Annotated in this window: 24 protein-coding genes; 18 read left to right on the top strand and 6 right to left on the bottom strand. The window is 39.2% G+C overall.

Annotated features, from left to right (window positions below; all coding sequences use genetic code 11):
• Nucleotides 1–19: 19 nt before the first annotated feature.
• Complete coding sequence (locus AN486_RS00880) at nt 20–1,030, bottom strand: hypothetical protein (protein ID WP_053538514.1); 1,011 nt, start codon at nt 1,028–1,030, stop codon at nt 20–22.
• 616 nt (nt 1,031–1,646) lie between these two features.
• Here AN486_RS00880 and AN486_RS00875 point away from each other — a divergent pair.
• Together AN486_RS00875 and AN486_RS00870 are read left to right on the top strand one after the other, a co-directional pair.
• Nucleotides 1,647–2,015, top strand: coding sequence for a phage holin family protein (locus AN486_RS00875; protein ID WP_213711705.1), 369 nt, complete (start codon nt 1,647–1,649; stop codon nt 2,013–2,015).
• A 31-nt stretch (nt 2,016–2,046) separates the two neighbouring features.
• On the top strand, nt 2,047–2,238 hold the full coding sequence (locus AN486_RS00870) for a YqaE/Pmp3 family membrane protein (protein WP_027402184.1): 192 nt from the start codon (nt 2,047–2,049) through the stop codon (nt 2,236–2,238).
• A 71-nt stretch (nt 2,239–2,309) separates the two neighbouring features.
• Here the strand turns inward: AN486_RS00870 and AN486_RS00865 are convergent, their stop codons facing one another.
• The gene (locus tag AN486_RS00865) at nt 2,310–3,092 is read right to left on the bottom strand and encodes a histidine kinase (protein ID WP_168635009.1); all 783 of its coding nucleotides are present in this window, start codon (nt 3,090–3,092) and stop codon (nt 2,310–2,312) included.
• A gap of 305 nt (nt 3,093–3,397) precedes the next feature.
• On the opposite strand from AN486_RS00865, the gene AN486_RS00860 reads away from it, so the two are divergent.
• The 5 genes from AN486_RS00860 (at nt 3,398) to AN486_RS00840 (ending at nt 6,211) form a co-directional block, all read left to right on the top strand.
• Nucleotides 3,398–3,622 carry a hypothetical protein gene (locus tag AN486_RS00860; protein WP_053538516.1) on the top strand — a complete coding sequence of 75 codons (225 nt, stop codon included), beginning with the start codon at nt 3,398–3,400 and terminating at the stop codon, nt 3,620–3,622.
• Nucleotides 3,619–3,954: a cytochrome c6 PetJ gene (petJ, locus tag AN486_RS00855; protein WP_027402187.1), complete on the top strand. Its 336-nt coding sequence runs from the start codon at nt 3,619–3,621 to the stop codon at nt 3,952–3,954. Before AN486_RS00860 ends, petJ begins: the two co-directional genes overlap by 4 nt.
• 13 nt (nt 3,955–3,967) lie before the next feature.
• Nucleotides 3,968–4,987, top strand: coding sequence for an aldo/keto reductase (locus AN486_RS00850; protein WP_053538517.1), 1,020 nt, complete (start codon nt 3,968–3,970; stop codon nt 4,985–4,987).
• A gap of 165 nt (nt 4,988–5,152) precedes the next feature.
• Nucleotides 5,153–5,746, top strand: coding sequence for a Uma2 family endonuclease (locus AN486_RS00845; RefSeq protein ID WP_039200917.1), 594 nt, complete (start codon nt 5,153–5,155; stop codon nt 5,744–5,746).
• 15 nt (nt 5,747–5,761) lie between these two features.
• A complete protein-coding gene (locus AN486_RS00840; protein WP_217355192.1) occupies nt 5,762–6,211 on the top strand; it encodes a VOC family protein in 450 nt (149 codons plus the stop codon).
• 463 nt (nt 6,212–6,674) lie between these two features.
• Here the strand turns inward: AN486_RS00840 and AN486_RS00835 are convergent, their stop codons facing one another.
• The 3 genes from AN486_RS00835 to AN486_RS00825 form a co-directional block, all read right to left on the bottom strand.
• Complete coding sequence (locus AN486_RS00835) at nt 6,675–7,628, bottom strand: DNA polymerase III subunit delta' (protein ID WP_168634880.1); 954 nt, start codon at nt 7,626–7,628, stop codon at nt 6,675–6,677.
• A 2-nt stretch (nt 7,629–7,630) separates the two neighbouring features.
• Nucleotides 7,631–8,257: a dTMP kinase gene (gene tmk, locus AN486_RS00830; RefSeq protein WP_039200915.1), complete on the bottom strand. Its 627-nt coding sequence runs from the start codon at nt 8,255–8,257 to the stop codon at nt 7,631–7,633.
• A gap of 249 nt (nt 8,258–8,506) precedes the next feature.
• On the bottom strand, nt 8,507–9,547 hold the full coding sequence (locus AN486_RS00825) for a response regulator (protein WP_053541213.1): 1,041 nt from the start codon (nt 9,545–9,547) through the stop codon (nt 8,507–8,509).
• 219 nt (nt 9,548–9,766) lie between these two features.
• On the opposite strand from AN486_RS00825, the gene AN486_RS00820 reads away from it, so the two are divergent.
• The 11 genes from AN486_RS00820 (at nt 9,767) to AN486_RS00770 (ending at nt 19,252) form a co-directional block, all read left to right on the top strand.
• Complete coding sequence (locus AN486_RS00820; RefSeq protein WP_168634879.1) at nt 9,767–10,702, top strand: RluA family pseudouridine synthase; 936 nt, start codon at nt 9,767–9,769, stop codon at nt 10,700–10,702.
• A 619-nt stretch (nt 10,703–11,321) separates the two neighbouring features.
• A complete protein-coding gene (locus tag AN486_RS00815) occupies nt 11,322–11,843 on the top strand; it encodes a phycocyanin subunit beta (RefSeq protein WP_096671108.1) in 522 nt (173 codons plus the stop codon).
• A 103-nt stretch (nt 11,844–11,946) separates the two neighbouring features.
• Nucleotides 11,947–12,435 carry a phycocyanin subunit alpha gene (gene cpcA / locus AN486_RS00810; RefSeq protein WP_168634878.1) on the top strand — a complete coding sequence of 163 codons (489 nt, stop codon included), beginning with the start codon at nt 11,947–11,949 and terminating at the stop codon, nt 12,433–12,435.
• Nucleotides 12,436–12,831: 396 nt separating this feature from the next.
• Complete coding sequence (locus tag AN486_RS00805) at nt 12,832–13,692, top strand: phycobilisome linker polypeptide (RefSeq protein ID WP_053538521.1); 861 nt, start codon at nt 12,832–12,834, stop codon at nt 13,690–13,692.
• Nucleotides 13,693–13,741: 49 nt separating this feature from the next.
• The gene (locus tag AN486_RS00800; protein WP_053538522.1) at nt 13,742–13,981 is read left to right on the top strand and encodes a phycobilisome linker polypeptide; all 240 of its coding nucleotides are present in this window, start codon (nt 13,742–13,744) and stop codon (nt 13,979–13,981) included.
• Nucleotides 13,982–13,997: 16 nt separating this feature from the next.
• Nucleotides 13,998–14,828 carry a HEAT repeat domain-containing protein gene (locus AN486_RS00795; RefSeq protein WP_053538523.1) on the top strand — a complete coding sequence of 277 codons (831 nt, stop codon included), beginning with the start codon at nt 13,998–14,000 and terminating at the stop codon, nt 14,826–14,828.
• Between the two features lie 105 nt (nt 14,829–14,933).
• On the top strand, nt 14,934–15,533 hold the full coding sequence (locus AN486_RS00790; protein WP_168634876.1) for a HEAT repeat domain-containing protein: 600 nt from the start codon (nt 14,934–14,936) through the stop codon (nt 15,531–15,533).
• Nucleotides 15,534–15,570: 37 nt separating this feature from the next.
• Nucleotides 15,571–16,407: a phycobilisome rod-core linker polypeptide gene (locus AN486_RS00785; RefSeq protein ID WP_039200908.1), complete on the top strand. Its 837-nt coding sequence runs from the start codon at nt 15,571–15,573 to the stop codon at nt 16,405–16,407.
• Between the two features lie 263 nt (nt 16,408–16,670).
• Nucleotides 16,671–17,414, top strand: coding sequence for a phycobilisome rod-core linker polypeptide (locus AN486_RS00780; protein ID WP_168634875.1), 744 nt, complete (start codon nt 16,671–16,673; stop codon nt 17,412–17,414).
• 140 nt (nt 17,415–17,554) lie between these two features.
• Nucleotides 17,555–18,283: a phycobilisome rod-core linker polypeptide gene (locus AN486_RS00775; protein ID WP_027402205.1), complete on the top strand. Its 729-nt coding sequence runs from the start codon at nt 17,555–17,557 to the stop codon at nt 18,281–18,283.
• A gap of 207 nt (nt 18,284–18,490) precedes the next feature.
• Nucleotides 18,491–19,252 carry a phycobilisome rod-core linker polypeptide gene (locus AN486_RS00770; protein WP_027402206.1) on the top strand — a complete coding sequence of 254 codons (762 nt, stop codon included), beginning with the start codon at nt 18,491–18,493 and terminating at the stop codon, nt 19,250–19,252.
• A gap of 210 nt (nt 19,253–19,462) precedes the next feature.
• Here the strand turns inward: AN486_RS00770 and AN486_RS00765 are convergent, their stop codons facing one another.
• Nucleotides 19,463–19,801, bottom strand: coding sequence for a hypothetical protein (locus AN486_RS00765; protein ID WP_039200904.1), 339 nt, complete (start codon nt 19,799–19,801; stop codon nt 19,463–19,465).
• Nucleotides 19,802–19,819: the final 18 nt, after the last annotated feature.

Below are 19,819 nucleotides of genomic sequence, written 5' to 3'. Positions count from 1 at the left end.
AGAATTCTTGATTTATTATTTAATGACTAGAAGGAAGGTAAACAGGTTGAGAATTAGGCAATAATTTACTATCTGCTGATGTAAGTCCTAAAGATTGAGCAATAGCCACTGATTCACGTAACCGTTGCATAGCCCCTTCTATTCCTGGTGCAATTGGACGATTTGTAATTTCTTGATTAATTGCTTTTGCTTCTGCCAAAAATTCTAGATTTTTCTGATGTTCATAAATCAGATCATTTTCAATTTCTTGTAATCTTCTTAATTCTTGCTGAGTTAAAGATTCATAATAGGTTTTTACAGCCTGTTTATGATCATCTAAGATTCTGAAAAACTCAACAGCCATACCTCCAGTACCAACAACAGCTAATAAAGGTGCTACTGTAGTTAATGCGATCGCTATTGGTGGACAAGCTGCTGCTAATGTTGCTGTTGTAAATGCTGTTACACCCCCAACTGCACCACCCATAGCAGTATCTTTTAATGTTTCTGTAGCCGCTTCCTGTGCAGAAATTTCACCTCGAACTACACGCAGCCCATGAGTTAGAAGTGAAAAAGGTACAGTTGTAACTGCACCCACAGCCGCCCCTATTGGTGCAGCTTGCAAACCTGCTTTTACAGCACCAGTTAAGTTATCAAAGTGGTATTTAGCATTTAATCTCATTTGCTCCCGACTAGTCATGGTTTTATCACCACGAGCCATATTATCCTTACCATTCTCCCATCTGATATTACTCGGATCATTAGAACCTCCCTTACTGTGGGGTTTAACGTGACTAGCGTGCTTATCAGATAGGTACTGTTCTACATTCTTGGCCGCAGTTTGACTATCTATACTCGCACGTTGAGATGGGGGAATCTTATCTAGCATTTCTTGGGCTTTTATTGTCGTTCGGATAGGTTCGCCAGAACGAACACCGCCTTTACTTAATCTATCTACCATGCTTTTAGATAGATCCTGTAAATTGACGTGGTGAATGTTGGTTGTCGCAGCCGCATTGACAGCAGAATTACGCTGGGAATCGTCAGACATGGATAATTACCTTTTTATATTTGACAGAAGCGTTTAATAAAATAAATTATACTCAATACAGCAATAATTGACTACTGATAAGAATAAATATACAGTTGGTGTAAATAAAATGACTGCACTAGAGAAATACACGATGCAATTTAGTCAATGCGAGATCATGTAGAAACACAGTCATCGCATTGAGACAACTTTACATATCGTTAGATACCTTTAAATTTTTCTGTTCACCTACTTACTTAATACTGTACAATTACTTAATACTGTAATTTTAGGTTTTTTGGTTATACAATAATTTCTTAGAGGGTGTTTGAAAACTATTAGATGAAACCGATAATCTCCAGAAATCTAACCCCCTTTCCCCTTGTAAAGGGGGGAAACAATAAAAATCCAGTTCCCTCCCCTTTACAAGGGGAGGGTTAGGGAGGGGTAAAAAATATTTGATACATCAACCATAACTTTTCAAACACCCTCTTAGAGAAGTCGGGTATCTTACTGAAAATTTATTATTTAATCTAACCTAAGATAGATCAAGATTATATCTAAGAAAAGATGTGAAATATTAGTCTATCTTTGAAAATAGTAATTAGCACAGATAATGCTGTTACTGAGGTAAAAAATGTTGTCATATTTTTTCATTGCACTCGCTACAGCTTTAAGTTTGCTGATTGTTGATTTAGTTGTTCCCGGTGTAGATATTGCTAATTTTCCGGCAGCTTTAATTGCCGCTGTTGTGATTGGTTTAATTAATAGTGGAGTTAAACCAACCATTAATATCTTGTCTTTACCTTTGACATATCTCACATTAGGTGGATTTTCCCTAATTGTTAACGGAATTTGCTTTTGGTTAGCATCAGTTTTAGTTCCAGGTTTTCAAGTTCAAGGATTAATTGCTTTTATTCTCGGTCCTGTAGTTCTTTCTTTAGCTAATACCTTTCTCAGTAAATACTTCGCAGAAAAAGGTTTTGAATTACAAGATAGTCAATAGGTAAACCCAACTTTAAAACTAGGAAATATCCATGAACTTACTGCGTATACTTATCGGTTTATTTCTACCTCCCTTGGGGGTTTTTCTCACCGTTGGCTTTGGTCCAACTTTGTTAATTAACATTTTGCTGACCCTGCTTGGTTGGCTTCCTGGTAGCATTCATGCAGTTTGGGTAATTGTCAAGCATGAAGAAAATATTAATAGAGAGGAAGGTACTTATTAAGTATAACAAGCAACAAGAATTTAGATCCCCGACTTCTCTAAGAAGTCGGGGATCTAAAGGATAGTTAGTCTTTAAGCACGAATATCTTTATCTTTGAATAAATCAGCCGTTGCTAAAAGTAACTCGCGTAAAGTTTGTTTTAATTGACGTTCTTTCTTTGCTATAACTGCACCTGCATCTGTCAATTTTTTTTCCAGAACTGAGTAACTTTCTTTTACTTGTGCTGTGATAGATTCGGCTTTGGGATGGGATTTATCACACCATTGTTTGGCTTCATTTAAATAATCCTGTACTTCTTGATCACTTCCGCTATAACGTGCCGATAAATTGGCTCGAATAATTGCTGACTGTGCTTGTAATTGTGCATAGCGTTTCTTTAATAATCCAATTTCTTCACTATCTTTTATAGAATCAATGGCTGAATCAATCGCAATTTTTGTGTCTGCTGATTTATCTTGACTTGTTTCGATTATCTTCGTTAAAATTCCTTCAATTTCTGCTTGTAGTTCTTCTTCTTCTCTATCTAATTGAGCTTGTAATTGCTTAATTTCAGCTTGAGTTTTGACAATATCTGAGTGTTTTTTCAGATTTATTGCTTCCATCGCTCCTTCAATTGAAGCTACCACTCCTTCTTTAACTTCACTACCTTTTTCTTGTAAATTATCAATGACAGTAGACACAGCATCATTAACTAAATTACGCAGTTCATGAGAACCTTCTTGAAACTCAGAACCTACTTGAGAAACAGCAGATTTGACAATTTCCCGAATGCGTTCAGCTTTTAATTGTCCTGTTTCTTTAGCTTGGTATAAATCTATTTGAATTTGTTCTTTAATGTTCTTATTTGTGGTCATACTAAATACAAATCTCATTACAACACTTACACTCATTATGGCGAAATCTTTTAGCTATGAACACCCTCTAAAGAGATAAAATCATATCTATCTTTAGGTACTTCAAAGTATTTGGCGATTAGAAAGATGCTTCCACCACGCTACACAAGCAAAGTCTACCTTCGTAGATTCAGCAATTAGAAGTTTTTAACCCACGCAGGTGGGTTTTGTCTGTATAGCCGCGACTTCTAGTCGCCAGGAATTTTTTAGTTAAATGTTGCCAATTTATGAAATAATCAATATTGGTCAATAACTAAATTTTAATTATGTGGCAGGTAAATATCACTTGCGATGGTGAAGCGTGGAAAGTGTACGGTGCTGAATTTAAGAAAATGGTAGAAAATTACCAAGCTGAATTGATTGGTTCTAAAAAAATGCCAGATGGAAAACGGATCATGTCCTATAAAATTGAAGATGTCAGTGAAGCAGAAGCTTTTCAGGAACAATGTACAAACTTTATCGGCTTCATATCTGATTTTGAAGCCTTATGAAAAAACTAATAGTATTGATATTATGCACATTTTGCTTGTGGACTATCAATTTCACCTCACCCGCTAACGCTTTAGATACAGCCAAAGGGGCAGAAATTTTTAGTTTTCATTGTGCTGGTTGTCATATTAATGGGGAAAATATCATTAGACGCGGTAAAAACTTAAAAAAGAATGCACTTAAAAAATATGGCATGGATTCTTTAGAAGCGATTACAGCCATTGTCACTAATGGTAAGAATAATATGTCAGCTTATAAAAAAAGATTGACAACTGAGGAAATTCAACAAGTTGCAGCTTATGTTTTGGAACAAGCAGAAAAAGACTGGAAATAACAAGATAAAAAATATGATGTTACCTCAAGAAAGCTATTTACAATTTACTCCCGACTTGAAAATTTGCCGAATTTTAAATGGAATGTGGCAAGTTTCCGGTGGACATGGACGCATTAACCCCAAAACTGCCATTGAGTCTATGTTTCAATATGTTGATGCTGGTTTTACAACATGGGATTTAGCAGACCATTATGGACCAGCAGAAGATTTTATTGGTGAGTTTCGTCGTCAACTGATAGCGACTCGTGGAGAAGAAGCTGTAAATAATATTCAAGCTTTTACCAAGTGGGTTCCTCGTGCGGGGAAGATGACAAAAAAACTGGTTGAGGAAAATATTGATATTTCTTTGAGAAGAATGGACGTTAAATCATTGGATTTAATGCAGTTTCACTGGTGGGAATATCGAGATGCTAATTATTTAGATGCTCTCAAATATATGGTAGAATTGCAAACAGAAGGTAAAATCAAACATTTAGCTTTAACTAATTTTGATACCGAACATTTGCAAATTATCACCGAAGCAGGAATCAAGATTGTTTCTAATCAAGTGCAGTTTTCTTTAGTTGACAGAAGACCACAGGTAAACATGGTTAAATTTTGTCAAGAACATGATATTAAGTTGTTTACCTATGGTAGTATTTGCGGTGGTTTGTTATCAGAAAAGTATTTGAATAAACCAGAACTTAAAGGCTTAGAAATAAATACCACCAGTTTGAGAAAATACAAACAAATGATTGATAATTGGGGTGGTTGGGGACTATTTCAACAGTTACTAAATACCTTAAAAACCATTGCTAATAAACATCAAGTAAGTATTGCTAATGTGGCTGTAAATTACGTTTTAAATCAGCCAGCAGTTGGGGGTGTAATTGTGGGTGCAAGGTTAGGAATTGCAGAACATTTGTCAGATAATGCTAGGGTGTTTAGTTTCAATTTAGATGCTGAGGATATCGGGAAAATAGATGCAGTTTCTGAACAGTCAAAAGATTTATATAAGTTAATTGGTGATTGTGGAGATGAATATAGACGTTAATTGAACATTTTACTCCCCATTTTCCTTGACCGACCAGCATTGTATTAGATCATTGGGGTCAATTTTAGCGATCGCCTAGCCTGAATTTTCCTAGCCTAGCCTAAATTTTTCTGAATTTTCATGAATTTTATCTGATAATAAAACTAGCCTCTTTAAGCAAAACCTATGGAAACCCTCACCTTAAACATACCTCCCGCAGTAAATTTAACAGATGAGCAGTTTTATCAACTTTGCATTGCCAACGAACCTTGGCAATTAGAACTTACCCAAACGGGAGAATTAATTATTATGCCTCCCACAGGTGGAGAAAGCGGAATTAGAAACTCAGATATAACTACAGATTTAAGTATTTGGAATCGTCAAACTAAATTAGGTAAAGTATTTGATTCTTCTACAGAGTTTAAATTACCCAGTGGTGCTTATCGCTGTCCTGATGCAGCTTGGGTAAAACTAGCACGTTGGGAGGCTTTAAGTAAAGAAGAAAAAAAACGGTTTCCCCCCCTTTGTCCTGATTTTGTGATTGAATTGCGATCAGAAACGGATAGTTTAGAAAAATTACGCGCTAAAATGCGAGAATATCAAAATAATGGGGCGCTTTTAGGTTGGTTAATTGATCCACAAACACCCTTAGTAGAAATTTATCGTTACGGAAAAGATGTAGAAGTTTTAAACTTTGATGTTGACAACCCACCAAAACTTTCTGGTGAAGATATTTTACCGGGCTTTATTCTCGATTTGCAGATAATTTTAAATCCATAGATTCTAAATTTCGGGATGATGATTTCTCAAAAAAATATTCCCACTGGCTACCTCCGCAAGGTTCATCATATCGCTTTTAACGTCCAAAATATGGCAGCATCTCGCCATTTTTATGGTCATATTTTAGGCTTACACGAACTTACAGGGGATGAAATACCAGAAACATTAATAGAACTTGTCAACACCGGAAAAGTCGCCAACTTTGCCACTCCTGACGGTACAATTATTGACTTATTTGGAGAACCAGAATTATTACCACCAGATCCAGATCCCAGTAAGTCTTTCACTAGAGCGTATCATTTAGCCTTTGATATTGATCCAGAACTATTTGACCAAGCATTAGCAGTAATTCAAGAAAATAATTTGGTCATTGCTTATGGACCAGTTTCCCGTCCTACTGGTAGAGGAGTGTATTTTTATGATCCCGATGGGTTTATGATTGAAATTCGTTGTGATCCTGATTAAATGAGACAGTGGGAAAATTTCGATAATTAAAGGCAATATAAAAGCAATATACAGCACTTCCCGGTGTTATGAGGTACAAGAACCCCACCCCCAACCCCCTCCCCAACCCCCTCCCCGCAAGCGATGAGGGGGCTAAGATGTAACTCATATCATTGGAAACTACTGTAAGTAGGTGAACACAATAAGAGAATAAGAGAACTCCACAAAAAAGATGATCCAATCTTGTGGGATGGGCATCTTGCCCGTCCTTTTATTATTAGCGGGCAAGATGCCCGCACCACAAGAAATTTTGGGATATTTTTTTAATTGGAAGTCTATAAAACCAAGGTGTGTAAAGAAAAAAGAAAAGTAAAATCGTCCAAAGCTTCTTCACTCTTGCCTTTTGCCTCTTGCCTCTTGCCTCTTGCCCTCCCATAAAGACAATTTTCAATGCTAACCTACTGTAATTGAGGGTGGGGAAACCCTACGGATTTTGGGATATTTGAAATAAGGCTAGAAATGTACATTCCCAAACCAAACGAGGTTGGGCGTAACAAAGTAAATGTTTCCGGGTTTTTTCTAATTGTTGAATAATTTTTGGTTCATGTATTTGTTGCCAATAGTATTGTTGTAAATAGTCAATTAACCATAATTGGGCTTCTGTATCTAATTCTTTATCAATTTTTTTACCTAATTCTAAAGCATGACGGTAAGATGTTGGCGTTTTTTTCACCTGGGCGATAAATTCGCTAGGAATGGTTTGCAATTGTTGGTAGGAGGAAATGGCATTTCCTGGACTACCTGCGGCTATGTTTAAAACTTCTGGATGTTGCAAAATTTCGGCATTTCCTGTTTGTGTCAATACCTCAGTCATAGCCGCAGTATTTAACCGATAAAAAGGGACTTTTTGACAACGGGATACTAAAGTTGGTAGCACAGATTCGGGGGAGGGGGCAATTAAAATTAATGTTGCTTTTCCTGGTTCTTCTAAAGTTTTTAACAACGCATTTGCCGCAGATTCCGCCATTGTTTCTGCTTGTTCTAATACTATGATATTCCGCGCTGCTTCCAATGGTGAACGAGAAAGAAATTGCGTAATTTCTCGAATTTGTTCTAAACGAATAATCGGTGGTGCTTTGCGTTTAACTCCCTTTTCGGCTGCTTCTGCTGGGGTGAGTCTTTGTCCTTGATATTGATAAGTTGGTTCTACCCACAATAAAGCTGGATGATTTCTTTGCTGAATGCGATTGTGTAAAATGGGAATTTGATCGGGTTTTATAGAACTAGAAAAAAGTAATTCAATAAAACATTTTGCTGCTAAACTTCTGCCTACACCATCAGCACCCACAAACATATAAGCTGGTGCAACTCGATGTTGTTTAACGGATTGAGTTAATAATTCTACCGCTTGCTGTTGTCCGATTAATGACGAGAACATAGTTATGAAAACAGGCGTTGCTGTAAAATTTCCTGGATACTTTTTTGAACGATATCTTGACTGTCATTGCCATCTATTCGCACAATCCGGGATGGATTGGATGCAGCTAATTCTGTATATCCTTGCTGTACCCGGCGATGAAAAGTAATAGTTTCCTGTTCAATTCTATCTAGTTTAGCTTGTCCCCGTTTGCGGGATAGTCCTACCTCGACATCTACATCTAACCAAATAGTTAAATCACTTTCTAAGCCACCAGTAGCAATCTGATTAAGTTGATGAATGAGATTCATATTTAAACCTCTACCATAACCTTGATAGGCGATAGTAGAATCAGTATAGCGATCGCACAAAATAAATTTCCCTATGGCTAAATTAGGTTTTAACTCTTCTTCAATATGTTGTGACCTGTCCGCTGCATATAATAATAGTTCCGTGACTTCCCCCACCGGCTTACTTGGTGACTTTTCCAATAATAACGCCCGTAAATCCTTTCCTAACTCCGTTCCCCCTGGTTCACGAGTCAGTATTACTGATATATTTAAGCTTTCTAACCACTGAAAACACCGTTGCATCTGAGTAGTTTTACCACAACCCTCCACACCTTCAAATACAATGAACTTACCACTCATGTTGTTAAATTTTGTAAATACTGATTTTTTAGACATCCCTATTTATATAAACTCTACACCAAAAGCAAACCTTATAAACCTTATATGATTGCCCCAAATATCGCAGTAGACACGAAGACGTGGTGGTACATTAACTCCAAGAGTCAGATCCCCGACTTCTCTAAGAAGTCGGGGATCTGGGTATGAGTGCAAAATAAATTGAACATTATAAAAATCCCTAAACTAATCAATTTTGTAGGGGTCAAATTTTCACACAATATGATGAAAAATAATTTTCAGTAAATCCCCTTGAGAAAAAGGCTTTTCTAAATAGCCATTAGCCCTCACAAATTTGGCTTTAGCTTTATCTCTTAATCCGATTCTTTCGGTCATCAAAATCACAGGAGTATTTTTATAATGCGAGTGTTTCCGCAATAAAGAACAGATTTCATAGCCATCTAAATTAGGCATTTCTACATTTAATAAAATCATATCGGGCTGTACTCGCAAAATTTCCATTAAAGCTTGGGAAGAATCCATGAATTTCAGCACAGAAAATATTTGCTCATCTAAAAAATTTTCCACAGTATTTAATATGCTATAATCATTGTCCACACCCAAAATACTATATTTCTTCCTCTCCCTAACTGGGGAGTTTATCGGCTGATGTATATGTAGTTGAGAATCAACTTGCTCAGAATTGCTTTTAGGTAACTGTTCGTGATATGTAGTATGTGACGGGGATTGATGATGATTTTCAAAATTCAAATTTTCCTGAACATCAACCTTAACCCCTGATTGACATTGTTCTACTAAAGTTCTTAAATTTAAATGACAAAATTTAGGAAGATTATCTAAAAAAGTATGTCGAACAAATTCATAACTGCCATATTCTAAATCTAGTAATGATTCTAAAACCTCCAATGCTAATTGTTCAATCAACAAAGCAGTCTGAAAGTGACTAATATATTTTTGATTAACTAACCAACAAATTGCTAAATAATCTGGATTTGGTATTGACTGATTTTCAAGATCCTTTTCAAAAATCATCCGTACCTGTTCATTAATACCCATAGGAAGAGTCGAAATTTGCTGACTCAATCTCTGTAAATTACGATAAAGAGGTTCAAACATTTCCTCAGAATAACCAGCGTAAATTAGTTTACCCTGATCCATATATATTGACCAAGCACCCGACTCACTAAATACCTGCAAACAACCAGTAAAAGAATTATTAGTAATCTTTTTTAATAAGCTAATTGGTTGGATATTTTGAAAAAATCTATATCTACTAATCGGAATTGTGTTAATATGCTGGGATTGATCATTAAAATTTTCTCTCATGATCATTTAATTAGTGAATTTTACAAGGGTTTTGAATTATAAGTATTCAAGTATTACTTTTAGGTTACTATAGATTTTTTAGAGAAATAAAAAACTATCTTAAACATAAGATGAAAAAATGAAGTACAGCGGTTCTCCCAGAACATTTTGAACCTCAATGTTTCTTAAAACACCCCATACCTAATCGTGTCTGCAATTAATAGCATCCAAGTTACCGAAAATAGCGATCGCCTAGATCGCTACTTATCTCAAGAGTTATCAGATTTATCCCGTTCTCGCATCCAGCAGTTAATAGAACAGGGTCATGTTCAAATTAATGACAAGATTTGCACATCTAAAAAGATTAACCTGAAAACAGGCGATCGCATTACCCTGGAACTTCCCACCATTCAACCTTTAGAAGTAATCGCAGAAGATATTCCCCTAGACATCCTCTACGAAGACGACGAACTCATCATTCTCAATAAACCCGCAGGTTTAGTAGTCCACCCCGCACCCGGACATCCTGACGGGACTCTAGTTAATGCCATATTGGCACACTGTCCCAACTTACCAGGAATCGGTGGCGTGCAACGTCCGGGAATTGTCCATCGTTTAGATAAAGATACAACAGGAGCAATTGCGATCGCCAAAACAGACCTAGCTTACCAACACCTACAAGCGCAACTACAAGCAAAAACCGCCAGAAGAGAATATTTAGGACTAATTTACGGTGTTCCCAAAACAGAAACCGGAATTATAGATTTACCCATTGGACGCAATCCCCAAGACCGTAAAAAAATGGCTATTGTTTCTATAGAAGATGGTGGACGCAACGCCATTACTCATTGGCGTGTAAAAGAACGGTTTGGCAACTACACCTTAATTCACTTCCAACTAGAAACAGGACGCACCCATCAAATTCGCGTTCACAGCGCCAAAATGGGTCATCCCATCGTCGGCGACCCCATTTATAGTTCAGGTCATTCCCTGGGTGTAAATTTGCCGGGACAAGCATTACACGCTTGGAAACTTCAGTTACAACATCCCATTTCTGGCGATTTAGTCGCAGTCACAGCACCCCTTCCCCGCAGCTTGACAACTTTACTGGAAGTCCTGCGCCGTCGTAGTGGTATTTATTAAGAATTCCTGAAAAAATAGCCATTTAGTCTCATTTTGTGAGTTTTACCTTTGGAAAAATTTATATCCCCCCAGGGGGGAAAAAAAAGAAAATTTCCCAAATATTTAGAAATGTAAATTTAACATTCCTTAACAAAAATTATAAAACTCACATAGAAGCTAAAAAAAGCTTTGGTGTAGTTATATCAAGAGTTTACAGCAAAATTAAAACAGTCTTTAACCGCCGAGTATTGCGATTTTTTGCAAAAAATATAAAGTTATGTAACGTAAATATAAGAATTTTCTCAGCTATACCCCTTATATAGGAAGGATTTGAGCCTTATCTTAGGCTATGATCTCATTTATTCATAATTTGTAACGAATAAAGACTCTATAGCATTGTATAAACATAAACTGTAGGGGTTAAACAACAGAGGAAAGTTGAAAAAAGCAGGCAATTCATCAAGTTTGCCACTTTCTCATAAAATTTTCCTTGACTCTCATAATTTTTGGTTTGTAAACTGTAAACTAGTAAATGAGAGAGCGAATTGAGAAACGCTTTGATTTGACTCCGTTGCGAACAAATCCAAATTAGTTTTAATTTAGACATCTCTCAACTAAGTAATTTAGGAGATTAGAGTCCATGACATTAGATGTATTTTCCAAGGTTGTTTCCCAAGCCGACGCTAGAGGCGAATTCCTCAGCACCGAACAACTAGATGCTTTAAGTGCAGTTGTAGCTTCCGGCAACAAGCGTTTAGACGCTGTTAACCGCATTACAAGCAACGCTTCCGCTATCGTTACCAACGCAGCTCGTTCTTTATTTGAAGAACAGCCTCAATTGATCGCTCCCGGTGGTAATGCTTACACCAACCGTCGGAACGCTGCTTGTCTACGCGACATGGAAATCATTTTACGCTATGTTACCTACGCCGCTATCGCTGGTGACGCTAGTGTTCTTGATGACCGTTGCTTGAACGGCTTGCGCGAAACATACCAAGCTTTGGGTACTCCTGGTAGCTCTGTAGCAGTTGGTGTTGGTAAAATGAAAGAAGCAGCGATCGCTATCGTTAACGATCCTAACGGTATCACCAAAGGTGATTGCAGTTCTTTGGTTTCTGAATTGGCAAGCTACTTCGACCGCGCTGCGGCTGCTGTTGCTTAATAATTCACTACAAATTGGCTCGAACCTGAATTGAGCTTTTCCCATAGTCTGCATGGCCTAGCCATACAAAAAAAGCAAGAAACTATCTAGGAGATTTTCACCAATGAAAACACCAATTACCGAAGCAATCGCATCTGCTGATACCCAAGGACGCTTTTTAAGCAACACCGAATTACAAGCAGTTAACGGTCGTCTAGTTCGTGCCGCTGCCAGCATGGAAGCTGCTCGTGGTTTAACAGCTAACGCTCAAAAATTGATTGACGGTGCTACCAGCGCTGTATACAGCAAATTCCCTTACACCACCTCTACACAAGGCAATCAATTTGCATCTGATGCTCGTGGTAAATCCAAGTGCGCTCGTGACGTTGGTCACTACCTCCGCATCATCACTTATAGCTTAGTTGCTGGTGGTACAGGTCCTTTGGATGAGTTCTTAATTGCCGGTTTAGCTGAAGTTAACGCCGCATTTGACTTGTCTCCTAGCTGGTATGTAGAAGCATTGAAATCCATCAAAGCTAGTCATGGTCTAAGTGGTCAAGCTGCTAACGAAGCTAATACCTACATTGACTACGCAATCAACGCTCTTAGCTAGATAGCGTCATGCCCGGAGAGGGATACAATTGTTAGATGGATTTACCCCTAAAGGGGTTCACCAGTCGTTCATGGGGAGTCACTGCGTAAGTTAGAAAACATTCTGACTGGGAATTGAGTGGCGTTAAGACCATACATGATCACTCTGGTTCACCTAGCAATTGGATCTAGCTCCGGGCATAGTTTTATGTACAGATAAAACAGGTCAAGAGGCAAAAGGCAAGAGGCAAGAGGCAAGAGGCAAAAGGCAAGAGGCAAAAGGCAAGAGGCAAGAGGCAAGAGGCAAGAGGCAAGAGGCAAGAGGTAAGAGGTAAATCCTACTGACCACTGACCACTGACAACTGACAACTGACCAAGCTTTATTCAGCCAAAATTCGGCACAATAAAGGGGAAAAATATGGCAATTACAACAGCAGCATCCAGACTGGGGACAGAGCCTTTTAGCGACGCACGCAGAGTTGAACTGCGCCCCAACGCCAGCCGTGAAGAAGTCGAATTAGTAATTCGTGCCGTTTATCGGCAAGTCTTAGGAAATGACTATATATTGGCATCAGATCGCTTAATCAGCGCAGAATCACTGCTACGCGATGGCAACTTGAGCGTCCGTGAGTTTGTTCGCAGCATCGCTAAATCAGAACTCTACAAAGCTAAATTCTTCTACAACAGTTTTCAAACCCGGTTAATTGAACTCAACTATAAACATTTGTTGGGTCGCGCACCATACAATGAGTCCGAAGTAACTTACCACTTAGACTTATATATTAACCAAGGTTACGACGCAGAAATTGACTCCTACATTGATTCTGAAGAATATCAAAATAGCTTTGGGGAAAGTGTTGTTCCCTACTATCGCGGTTTTGATTTTCAAATAGGACAAAGTGCAGCCGGATTTACTCGGATGTTCCGTTTATACCGGGGTTATGCAAACAGCGATACTGCTCAAGTCGAAGGTTCTAAATCTCGTTTAGCGCGGGAATTAGCTAGTAATCAGACCTCATCAGTTGTTGGACCATCTGGCAGTAATGAAAACTGGGGTTTCCGTGTATCTGCGGGTAACGCTCCTAAGCAAAACTTGGGTAATGCTGTAGGAGAATCAAATCGTACCTACCGAGTTGAAGTTACAGGCATCCGCAATCCAGGATACCCCAGCGTGCGCCGCAGCAGCACAGTATTTATTGTACCTTACGAGCGCCTTTTAGACAAAATGCAGCAAATTCATCGAGTTGGCGGCAAAATTGTCAGCGTAATTTCAACCTAAGATCCGGTGCTGTTCACCGACAAAACTCATCATAGGAGATATAGAAGTAATGTTCGGTCAAACCACACTTGGCGCTAGTAGCGTTTCCTCATCTGCAAGCCGCGTATTTCGTTACGAAGTTGTCGGCTTAAAGCAAAACGAAGAAAGCGACAAAAATAAATTTGACATTCGCCGCAGTGGTAGCGTGTTTATTACCGTACCCTACAGCCGGATGAATGAGGAAATGCAACGAATTAGCCGTTTAGGTGGCAGAATAGTCAAAATTGAAACTTTGACAGTAGCAGAATAAACATAACGCCCTGGCAATGATAGAAACCAGTGGAGAAGCATATTCTGTAGAGAATGCCCCAAATCTCACACCAGAGATAGCGATCGCTAACCTGCAATCATCAGATTTAAGTCTCCGCTATTATGCTGCTTGGTGGTTGGGTAAGTTCCGGGTCAGTCAGCCAGAAGCCATAGACGCACTGATCAAGGCGTTAGAGGATGAATCTGACAGAACCGAACTGGGTGGTTATCCCTTACGGCGTAATGCCGCGAGGGCGCTTGGTAAATTGGGCAACCTAAAAGCCGTACCAGGTTTGATTAAGTGTTTAGAATGTAGTGATTTTTATGTCCGCGAAGCAGCAGCCCAATCTTTAGCTATGCTTCAGGATAAAACCGCATTACCAGCACTGATCAAACTGCTCGATGGGGGAGTTGACCAAGCTGTACAAGTACCTGGTTTTCCCCACCTTGCCCAACCCTATACAGCAGTATTAGAAGCCTTAGGAGCTATGGGTGCAACTGAGGCTATTTCCCTTGTGCAGCCTTTTCTCAAGCATTCTGTTCCTCGATTACAATGCTCCGCCGCGAGAGCCATGTACCAACTGACACAAGACTCTATTTATGGTGAGTTATTAGTGAAAACTTTGGCAACAGGTGATTTGAAAATGCGTCGCGTTGTGTTGGGGGATTTAGGGGCGATTGGGTATTTGGCAGCAGCAGAGGCGATCGCCCAAGCGCAAGTGGAAAGTAGCTTTAAACTTATTGCTTTAAAAGGACTATTAGAGTATCAACTGCCAGAACAGTCTGATACTTTTGATATATCCGAACCAGCTATCCGAATCATGAATCTCATAGATTCACTCTTATAGTCAGTAGTCAGTTGTTAATTGTCAGTTGCAAAACTACTGACCGTTCGGCTGACGCTCACGGCGAAGCCACTGACCACTGACCACTGACCACTGACGACTAATCAAATGGATGAACTAATTCGGGCTGTCACCGTAGCAGAAACACCTGAGCAAATGGTGACAGCAGTTAAAAATTTGGCAGCAGCCAAAGATCCATTGGCAATTCCTACCTTAATTGCCGTCTTTGGTTATAACAATCCAGCAGCGGCCATAGTGGCGGCAGCCGGGTTGACGGAGTTGGGAGAAATAGCAGTGCCACAATTGCTAGACCAAATTGATGATTATAACTATGGCGCACGGGCTTATTCGATTCGTACAATAGCTGCGATCGCAGATCCCCGTGCTTTGGATATTCTCATCTCCACTGCATTGACTGACTTTGCCCCTAGTGTCCGCCGTGCTGCTGCGAAGGGATTAGGAAACATACATTGGCAGAAATTAGCACCTACTGAAGCTGAAATAGCCATTAACCGCGCCCTAGAGACACTTCTGTTGATTTGCGAAGATCCAGATTGGTCAATTCGTTATGCTGCTATTGTTGGGTTACAAGCTCTAGCAAAAGTAGATAGAGTGCAATTACTTATTTCGGCTAAATTTCAATTAATGCTGACTAAGGATATTGAAAAAGCCGTCCGCGCTCGCGTTCAGTTAGCCTTGGCTCAGTAAACTCATTAAAGTACCATATAACAAGGTAAAAGTAAAGATGTCAATACCACTACTAGAATATGCGCCCAAGTCGCAAAACCAGCGAGTAGAAGGTTATGAAGTTGCCAACGAAGACACCCCAACTACTTATCGCTTAGATAGAGCTACCTCAGACCAAGATATTGATAGCATCATCTGGGCTGCATATCGCCAAATTTTCAGCGAACATTTGATTTTAGCCAGCTACAAGCAAACCGCTTTAGAATCACAACTGCGAAATCGGGCGATTACCCTCCGTGATTTTATTCGAGGTTTAGGTAAATCAGACGTTTACCATACCCAAGTAGCGGATACAAATTCTAACTATCGCTTAGTTGACATCACCTTAAAACGTTTCTTAGGTCGGGCTGCTTACAACAAAGACGAAGAAATTGCTTGGTCAATTGTGATTGCTACCAAAGGTTTACACGGTTTTATAGATGCTCTATTAGAATCAGACGAGTATTTAGACAACTTTGGTGATGATGTTGTCCCCTACCAACGTCGTCGCTTTGGCTCACGCCCCTTTAACCTAGCTAACCCCCGTTATGGTGCTGACTGGCGCGATACTCAAAACCTGCGTGGTTTGGCTGGTCGTTCCTACTACAGTATCCGCACATCAGGACAACTGACCACAGCAGATATCCGTCGGGCGATTCCCGCCAACTTCTTCATTATGGCGGGAACAATTATTACCAACGAATGCAACTACCAACGCAGTTTGGCGACAGCCCAATCTTTCGTTAGTAACACCGCAATACCTGACACTAGCAGAGATAACCAAGAACAACCCAGCATTAAACCTGTGGCAGTTTCCTTACCCTATCGTTACATCCCTGCTAATGCTAAAAATTAGTCATTGGTAATTGGTAATTGGTAATTGGTAATTGGAAAATACGGCGTTGCTGATTAAGAGTATGATTTTATTATGCCTACGGCACGCTGCGCGAACACGCAGAGGCGCTCCAGTCGCAGAGAGTAAGAGTTTCATTTTTTTGATTTTTCAATTTCATACCTCAATTCAGCAACGCCGAAAATACTTATTCCCTGTTCCCTGTTCCCTGTTCCCTGTTCCCTGTTCCCTGTTCCCTGTTCCCTGTTCCCTAACAACTGACAAACATGACAATACCTTTACTAGAATACAAACCCAGTTCTCAAAACCAGCGTGTTTCTGGTTATGAAGTTCCCAACGAAGATACACCCAAAATTTACCGCATCGAAGACTACGGCTTTGGTGGAGAAGTAGAAGAACTAATTTGGGCGGCTTATCGGCAACTTTTTAGCGAACACGTAATTCTCAAATTTTACCGCCAAGTTCACTTAGAATCCCAAGTTAAAAACAAAGCCATTACCGTCCGCGATTTTATCCGGGGATTAGCAAAATCTGAAGCTTTCCAAAATTTGGTAATTCAGAGTAACTCCAACTACAGATTAGTAGAAATTGGACTAAAACGGTTATTGGGTCGCGCACCTTATAACAAAGAAGAAGAAATCGCTTGGTCAATTGTGATTGCTACCAAAGGTTGGGGCGGTTTTGTGGATGCTTTACTAGATTCTGAAGAATATCAAAACAACTTTGGGGAAAATATCGTTCCCTACCAAAGACGACGTTATAAAGATAGACCCTTTAATTTAGTAACACCACGATACAGCGACTACTGGCGCGACCAAATCGAGGATGCTCGTTACAAATGGGGCGACATCAAAAACTTTTTGGATATGGCAAATTCCATTAAGATTAAAACAGTGCCTCACACACCAGTTAGCACTGCCAACATCCAAATTCCTAACACTACCAGAGAAACCAAATCAACAGGTATTCCTGTTTCTATTAGTCCTAGTGCTAGTTTTCCCCTGCGCTAAATAGTTTTTTAACTAGCTGGGAAATTTCGGTGATAAAAGTGACAAAGTTTGCATTTTTTTCAGGATTTTAATTTTAGTTATTTCGCTAAGTATTACGACATTTTAAGATGCCAACTTTACCAAAAGGCAGGTTCTTTAAAATGGCAATTCCTTTACTTAAATACAAACCTACAACTCAAAACCAAAGAGTGAACAGCTTCGGTACGGCAGATATTAACGAAGACAATCCTTATATCTACCGAATTGAAAATGCTAATTCTTCCGGCGAACTTGAACAACTAATTTGGGCTGCTTATCGCCAAATCTTCAACGAACAGGAGATTCTCAAATTTAACCGTCAAATTACCCTAGAAACCCAACTCAAAAATAGGTCAATTACGGTTAAAGACTTCATTCGTGGTTTGGTGAAATCAGAGCGATTTTATCAGCTAGTTGTAACACCTAATAACAACTATCGGTTGGTAGAAATGGTTCTGAAAAGAATTTTGGGTCGTTCTCCCTATAATGAGCAAGAAAAAATTGCTTGGTCAATTCAAATTGCTACTTTAGGTTGGGGAAAATTTGTAGATATTCTGATTGATAGTAGCGAGTATGAACAAGCCTTTGGTGAGTATACCGTACCCTATCAACGCAAACGAATGACCACAGACCGACCAATCAGCTTTACTCCCCGCTATGGTGCTGATTATCGTGACCGGGCAGGTATTGTCCAAAAATGGCCGTATATTCGTCAATGGCGTGGAGGTTTCTACCCAGGCTCTGGGCAAAATGTTGATTTGGGGGCATTGTCTGCTGTATTACTGGTAATAACCGCAGGCATCACTTTCTTGTTGATTCTCAATTGGTTAGGAATTAGTGATATCTACTAACCTTTTGAGGGGAAAATAAGTAAGTAATCCCGCCTCAGAATGAATTCTGAGTCTAATAGCAAAAGTCGTCTCAAGACGACTGAAAAAAAAGTTTATAGTCCGTTTTAACGGACTTTAGTTATTAGCCCTAAACTTCAGTTCTGGGCGGGGTATTTCTAGAACGAAATCTTTCTTTGTTTAATTTGATCATAAAAGGAGAAAATTAATATGGCATTGCCATTACTTCAATACAATCCAAGTAGTCAAAATCACCGGGTGGCCAGCTTTGGCGTTGCTGACCAAAATGAAGATACACCTTATATCTATCGCATTGAAGATGTTAGTTCTTACACTGACATGACAAACATCATTTGGGCTGCTTATCGCCAAGTTTTCAGTGAACATGAAATTCTCAAGTTTAACCGTCAAGGGACTTTAGAATCTCAACTCAAAAACGGTTCTTTGTCAGTTCGTGATTTTATTCGCGGTTTAGCTAAATCTGAAGCTTTCTATCGTTTGGTTGTTTCTGTTAACAACAACTACCGTTTAGTAGACATCACCCTCAAACGCTTATTGGGTCGTTGTGCTTACAATAAAAAGGAAGAAATTGCTTGGTCAATTGTTATTTGTAACAAGGGCTTTGGCGGTTTCGTTGATGCTTTATTAGATAGCGAAGAGTATACCCAAAACTTTGGTGATAATACCGTACCTTACCAACGCAAGCGGTTTGTAGATCGTCCTTTTAACTTGGTAACTCCTCGTTACGGTGCTGACTTCCAAGAAACAGCCGGTACAGTCAAAACCGACTGGCGCTTTACTTTGGAGAATTTCTATACTGCTAAAGCTAAAGCCAAGCGTCTGAAAGCAGGTGATCCCGGCAACTTTGAAGCTATGGCGGCTTCTGTATCTGGTAAAGGTAACTATGCTCAAAAGCTATCTTCTTTTGATATTGATTACCTGAATGCTGTTCCTTACCGTGGCAAACGCTAGTACCGCTAGGCGGAATTAAAAATTAATAATTAAAAATTAAAAGTTAACTTCCGCTGTTGTGTACTAAGTTTACCCAAAAATTTTTAATTTATAGGGTGCGTTAGGAAGATAATTCTTGACGCACTCTTAATTTTTTGTGCTGTTGCTCATGGTTTTTGTAAATAGGAGTTTTTTGCCTATTCTATGAAGATGTACCTTAAGTGAAATCTTCTATAACTCAATTAACTTAAAGCCCCAAATTTTCAAAACTGCGATCGCTATTTCTGGATCTATACCATCATAGGCTTCCCATTCAGACTGTGGATCTTTAGGATGCCCTTCACCTACGTAACCTGCAATTTTAATGATGGGAATATTCACTAAGTAATCACGTTCCATACCTTTAGGGAGAGCTAATTTAATTCTGCGACCCACAAACTTAGATGCACTAGATTCAGCTACAGATTCCCGAACTAAACAAATATCACCAGCAGTTCCCCAAGTAGTTTGGTAAATGTGGAGAAACGATATATAACTTTCTGGTTTGATGGATCTTTTGAGAACTTGCATTATCTAATCCTTATCCTT

The sequence above is a fragment of the Anabaena sp. AL93 genome (assembly GCF_001672085.1).
Classification (GTDB): Bacteria; Cyanobacteriota; Cyanobacteriia; order Cyanobacteriales; family Nostocaceae; genus Dolichospermum; species Dolichospermum heterosporum.
Note: the sequence above shows the minus strand (reverse complement) of the source record. Positions and strands in the feature narration are given on the sequence as shown.